The following is a 3,932-nucleotide window of genomic DNA, read 5'->3' on the forward strand; positions in this document are numbered from 1 at the left end:
GCGGAGACGGCGGCGGGGGCGGCCGGTACCAGGACGGCGAGCAGCAGCACGAGGACCCGCAGCCAGGAGTGCCGGCGCGGGAGGTTTCTTGCGGTGCTGCCCATGGCAGGTCATCTGCCCGCGACACGCCCGGCGTTCCGCACACCGGGCGGCAGAACCGCCCGTTCGGAGCACGTCCGGGGTATCTGACGACCACGTCAGGGGCGGGCCCGGGAGCGGCTCACAGGGTGACGGGGACCTGTTCCGCCCGGCCCCGGATGCGCAGTCAGGTGATGATCTCGACCACGCCGACCACCACCAGCCAGATGCCGGCGACGAGGGTCAGGACGGCGGCCGATTCGAACGGGGAGTCGATCAGGGCGACCTTCGGCAGACCGACCTTCGGCAGGGGAGGGCGGTCCTACCCCTTGGCGGCCTTCGTTGCCTTGGCCGCCGCCTTCATCTCCTGCTTGTGCGCCCGCACCTTGACCAGCGACTCCGGGCCGGTGATGTCGGCGACGGACCGGAAGGACTTCGCCTCGCCGTAGGCGCCGGCCGCCTCGCGCCAGCCCTGCGGGCGGACACCGAGCTGCTTGCCCAGCAGGGCGAGGAAGATCTGTGCCTTCTGCCTGCCGAAGCCGGGCAGTTCCTCCAGCCGTCGCAGCAGCTCCGTGCCGGTGGACACACCGTCCCAGACGGCGCTCGCGTCACCGTCGTAGTGCTCGACGAGGTACTGGCACAGCTGCTGGATCCGCTTGGCCATCGAACCCGGGTAGCGGTGCACGGCCGGCTTCTGCGACAGCAGGGCGGTGAAGGCCTCCGGGTCGCGGGCGGCGATGTCGTGCGCGTCCAAGTCGTCCGCGCCGAGCCGGTCGGCGATGGTCCGGGGTCCCTTGAACGCCCACTCCATCGGAACCTGCTGGTCCAGCAGCATCCCGACCAGCGCGGCGAGCGGGGACCGGCCCAGAAGCTCATCGGCCTCGGGATCCTGGGCGAGGTGAAGGGTGACGTCCATACCCTCGATCATGCCGCGCGGAGGGAGGGGACGCGCGCTCGCCCGGAGTTCGCCCCGCCCGTCTCCCTCGCCGCCGGACCGTCCGGTCCGTCCATCCTGCCGTCAGCCGACCTGCCAGTACCCCAGCGCGTGCGTCCGCTCCTTGGGGACCGCCAGGTCCTTGCGGACGTACGCCGACAGCGTGCGGGTGGTCCGGGTGTCGCAGGCGATCCAGACGTACGGGTCCGGGGTGGCCGCCAGGAGAGCGGGCAGCTCGGTCCTCACCCGGTCGATCAGTTCGGTGCGGGGGGTGCGGCGGAGGTCGTGCCGGGCCGGGTCGGTGCGGAAGGGGAGGTCGTCCCCGCCGCCCTCGAACCAGATGGTGGCCGGTGTCGGGCCGAGGGCGTCGAGGAGGGAGTTGATCGCGGGGAGCGAGGCCGGGTCGCCGATCGCGAGGATGCGGGAGGGGGCCGGAGCGGGCTCGGCGAAGCCCGTGCCCTGGACGGTGGCCTCGATGGTGTCGCCGGGCTTAGCGGCCCGCGCCCAGTCGCTGGCGGCGCCCTCGTGCAGGGCGAACTCCAGGTCGAAGGTGCCGGCGGCCGGGTCGGGGTCGACCAGCGTGTAGGCCCGCTGGTGCGGCTTGCCCGCGTTGGTGAACCACAGCCGTACCCACATCGTGGGGTGGACGCCCGTCGCGGCGAGCAGCCCGCCGTCGGTGAGGTGCAGCCTCCGGTACTCCGGGGTGACCTGCTCGGACCCCGTGACGGTGAAGGTGAAGTCCTTCCCCCGCATCAACTTGAGGACCGCGCCCTCCCAGCCCCTCCCCTGCGCCATGCCTGTTTACCTCTCGCGTACGATTCCTGCACCGATTAATTAGGTGAGCCTAACCTAAACGTAAGTGGGGTCGCAGGGTGACGAGCGAGACGGACGGAGCCGCCCGGCAGGCGGAAGGAGAAGCGGAAGGAGAAAACGGGGAGATCTACCGGGACACCTGGGGCATTCCACACCTGCGAGCCGGGAGCGCCCGCGCCCTCGCCCGCCTCCAGGGCCGGGTCACCGCCCGCGACCGCGCCTGGCAGCTGGAGATCGAGCGCCACCGCGCCCAGGGCACCTCGGCGTCCTTCCTCGGCCCCGAGGCCCTCCCCTGGGACCGCTTCGTCCGCCGCGCCCGCCTCGACGACACCGCCCGCCGCTGCTACGCCACCCTTCAGGAGCGCGACCCCGAGACCGCCGACTGGGTACGGGCGTACGTCGACGGTGTCAACGAAGGCCTGCGCGCGACCCCCGAGTTCGCGCGCGTCGGCCTCGCCCCCGGGCACTGGGAGTCCTGGACGCCGCTGGCCGTCTGGCTCTCCACCCACATCCTCTTCGCCGGCTTCCCCGCCAAGCTGTGGCGTGAGGAGGCCACCCGCCACCTCGGCGAGGACGCCGTCGGCCTGTTCGCCACCGACGGGCCCGGCACCTCCGGCAGCAACGGCTGGCTCGTCAGCGGAGCACGCACGGTCACCGGGCAGGCCGTCATCGCCGGCGACCCGCACCGTTTCATCGAGGACCCCGGCGTCTACCAACAGATCCGGCTGGCCTGCGACGAGTTCGACGTCGTCGGACTGGCCGTGCCCGGCGTCCCCGGCATCGCCCACTTCGGCCACACCGGCACCGTCGCCTGGGCCATCACCAACGCCATGGCCGACTACCAGGACATCTACCGCGAACGCCTGCGCCGCACCGGCGCCGGCGTCGAGGCCCTCGGTCCGGACGGCGACTGGCGGCGGGTCGCCCGGCACACCGAACTCGTCCGGGTCGCGGGGGAGGAGCCCGTCGAGGTCGAGGTGCTGGAGACCGAGCGCGGCCCGGTCATCGCGGGCGGTCCCGAGGGCCTCGACGACGGGAACGCGGACGGCACCGACGACGGCACCCCGCTCGCCCTCGCCCTGCGCTACCCGCCCCGCGTCACCGGCGACCTCGGCTTCTCCGCCCTGCTTCCGCTCCTGCGGGCCCGCCGGGTCGCCGACGTCGACCGCGCCCTCGACGTCTGGGCCGAGCCCGTCAACGTCGTCCAGGCCGCCGACACCGAGGGCGGCCTGCTGCACCGGGTCGCGGGCCGCGTCCCCGTCCGCGCGCGGGCCAACCGCACGCGCCTCGTGCCCGCCTGGGAACCCGGCCACGAGTGGACCGGCTGGCACGAGATGCCCCGCGCCGGACTCACCGACGGCGTCGCCGTCATGGCCAACCAGCGCGGACCGGCCGCCGGGCTGGGCGTCGAGTTCGCCCCGCCGCACCGCGCCGACCGTATCCGCGCGCTGCTCGACGAGCGCCGGGAGTGGTCCTCGTCCGGCATGCCCGCCATCCACACCGACACCCACCTCGCCTCCGCCGCACCCCTGCTGGACCAGCTGGCCGCCCTCGACGGCCTCACCCCGGCGGCGGCCGGCCTGCGCGCCCGACTCCTGCGCTGGGACCGCCGTATGGACGCGGACAGCCAGGAGGCGGCGCGGTTCGCGGCCGTGCGCAGCGCGCTCGTGCGCCGCCTCGCCGCCGAGCCCGCCTTCGCCGCGCTCACCGCCCCGCCCGCCTACCCCGAGATCCTCCTGCCCTGGCTGGCCCTCCTCCCGCGCATCGGCTTCGCCCTCGAACACCTGCTGCGCGCCGAGGAGTTGTACGGCATCGACCGGCCGGAACTCGTGCGGCAAGCCCTTGAGGAGGCCGCCGGGCAGCCGGACGCCCGCTGGGGCGACACCCACCGCCTCGCCGCCTGGCGGGCCCTGCCCGACCCCTCCCAGGAGGCCCCCGCCCTCTCCGGCGACCACGACTGCGTGCTGTGCACCTCGGCCGTGCCCGGCTGGACCGACCTGGCCGCCCGCGGTCCGGCCGCCCGCTACGTCTGGGACCTGGCCCGCCGCGAGGACAGCCGCTGGATCGTGCCCCACGGCGCCTCCGGCCACCCCGACAGCCCCCACCA

3 protein-coding genes and 1 pseudogene are annotated in these 3,932 nt (G+C 74.1%); 1 reads left to right on the top strand and 3 read right to left on the bottom strand.

Annotation, left to right across the window (positions count from 1 at the left end):
• Nucleotides 1-265: 265 nt before the first annotated feature.
• The 3 genes and pseudogenes from P1P75_RS40250 to P1P75_RS40260 all read right to left on the bottom strand — a co-directional run.
• Nucleotides 266-364 (bottom strand): annotated as a pseudogene (locus P1P75_RS40250) (HdeD family acid-resistance protein); the annotation flags it as partial.
• Between the two features lie 36 nt (nucleotides 365-400).
• Nucleotides 401-994 carry an HhH-GPD-type base excision DNA repair protein gene (locus P1P75_RS40255; RefSeq protein ID WP_319264678.1) on the bottom strand — a complete coding sequence of 198 codons (594 nt, stop codon included), beginning with the start codon at nucleotides 992-994 and terminating at the stop codon, nucleotides 401-403.
• A gap of 102 nt (nucleotides 995-1,096) precedes the next feature.
• Nucleotides 1,097-1,807: a siderophore-interacting protein gene (locus P1P75_RS40260; protein WP_319264679.1), complete on the bottom strand. Its 711-nt coding sequence runs from the start codon at nucleotides 1,805-1,807 to the stop codon at nucleotides 1,097-1,099.
• A gap of 143 nt (nucleotides 1,808-1,950) precedes the next feature.
• On the opposite strand from P1P75_RS40260, the gene P1P75_RS40265 reads away from it, so the two are divergent.
• Nucleotides 1,951-3,932: penicillin acylase family protein (locus P1P75_RS40265; RefSeq protein ID WP_319264681.1), on the top strand; the 1,982-nt coding region annotated here is incomplete at its 3' end.

The organism is Streptomyces sp. ID05-39B (assembly GCF_033794725.1).
GTDB classification, from domain to species: Bacteria; Actinomycetota; Actinomycetes; order Streptomycetales; family Streptomycetaceae; genus Streptomyces; species Streptomyces bobili.

Bases quoted from the DNA above. Each gene is read 5' to 3' on its own strand.
- P1P75_RS40255 (WP_319264678.1), bottom strand. From the start codon at position 994: ATGGACGTCACCCTTCACCTCGCCCAGGATCCCGAGGCCGATGAGCTT.
- P1P75_RS40260 (WP_319264679.1), bottom strand. From the start codon at position 1,807: ATGGCGCAGGGGAGGGGCTGGGAGGGCGCGGTCCTCAAGTTGATGCGG.